This is a genomic window from Pedobacter sp. 01N416 (assembly GCF_056399685.1).
In genome coordinates, this window is sequence record NZ_JBFTRT010000857.1 from 1 (window position 1) to 1,377 (window position 1,377).

The 1,377-nt window shown below is 37.5% G+C and carries 1 protein-coding gene; it reads right to left on the reverse strand.

Annotated features, from left to right (window positions below; translation table 11 throughout):
* Nucleotides 1-71: 71 nt before the first annotated feature.
* Nucleotides 72-1,112, reverse strand: a complete 1,041-nt coding sequence (gene thiL, locus AC1DND_RS27895; protein ID WP_477586106.1) for a thiamine-phosphate kinase — start codon at nt 1,110-1,112, stop codon at nt 72-74.
* Between the last annotated feature and the right edge of the window lie 265 nt (nt 1,113-1,377).

Consider the following 1,377-nt stretch of genomic DNA (forward strand, 5'->3'; position numbering starts at 1 on the left):
GTGGAATGGAGAGATCTGCCTACAAAGATTTCTCGACTTCGTTGCACTCCGCTCGAAATGACGACCTATTTTTATTTATTAAAAGCATTCCAACCCTGAGCCTTCAGTTCGTGTACTTTTTCTGATTTAGAAACCATTTTACAACCCGAGTTTTTATCGGTAACATGTCCAATCACAGTAATATCTACATCATGTTTCAGTTTTTTATAATCATCCTGACTAATGGTAAACAATAACTCATAATCTTCACCACCACTTAAAGCACAAACCGTTGGATCTAAACCTAATTCACGCGCAGTTTCATAAGTCATTGGATCTAAAGGAATTTTCTCCTCGTAAATGGTCATTCCTTTATCTGATTGTTCTGCCAAATGTAAAATTTCGGAAGCTAAACCATCCGAAACATCGATCATCGAAGTTGGTTTGATATTCATTTCATCTAAAAGTGCAATAATATCCATCCTTGCTTCTGGTTTCAATTGTCTTTCGATGATATAATCTTTACCCTCTAAATCTGGTTGGATCTGTGGATTTTCCAAATAGATTAACTTCTCTCTTTCTAAAATCTGCAGGCCTAAATAAGCGCCACCCAAATCGCCAGAAACACACAATAAATCATGTTCTTGAGCGCCATTTCGGTACACCACTTTATCTGCATCGGCATAACCTATACTGGTAATACTGATTACCAGGCCTTGCTTGCTTGATGAAGTATCTCCACCAATTAAATCAATGTTATATTTGTTGCAAGCTAGTTCGATTCCCTTATAAATTTCTTCGACAGCCTCTAAAGGAAATTTACTCGATAAACCCAGCGAAACTGTAATCTGACTTGCTTTTCCGTTCATGGCATAAATATCACTCAAATTTACCTGAACAGCTTTGTAACCTAAGTGCATTAAAGGCACATAAGCCAAGTCGAAATGGATTCCTTCCAGCAATAAATCAGTCGAAATTAAGGTCTGTTTTCCTTTGGCATCTAAAACAGCAGCATCATCGCCAACACCTTTTACCGAATAATCGTTTTTAATTTTAAAATTAGTAGTTAGGTGTTTAATCAACCCAAATTCGCCTAATTCATTAATATCTGTACGCTCTTTATTTTCAAACATATGCAATAGTTAGGGGCGAAGCCCCCGATTTTTATTTTTTAAAATCAATTGTCATTCTGAGCATAGCGAAGAATCTTTAACTGCACCAGCTGGTATTTCATAGCTTGCAGATCCTTCCTGCGTCAGGATGACAAATCCTTACTTTCCATCCAATTCCTACCTTCGGTAAACCTGGCAATTAACATGGCCGCAACATTATCGCCAGTAGCATTTAACAAGGTAGCCATTGGATCTACCAGAGTTCCAATAATCATAGCTGGTGGTA

Excerpts from the sequence above, each read along its gene's own strand:
- thiL (WP_477586106.1), bottom strand. The coding sequence starts at position 1,112 with ATGTTTGAAAATAAAGAGCGTACAGATATTAATGAATTAGGCGAATTT.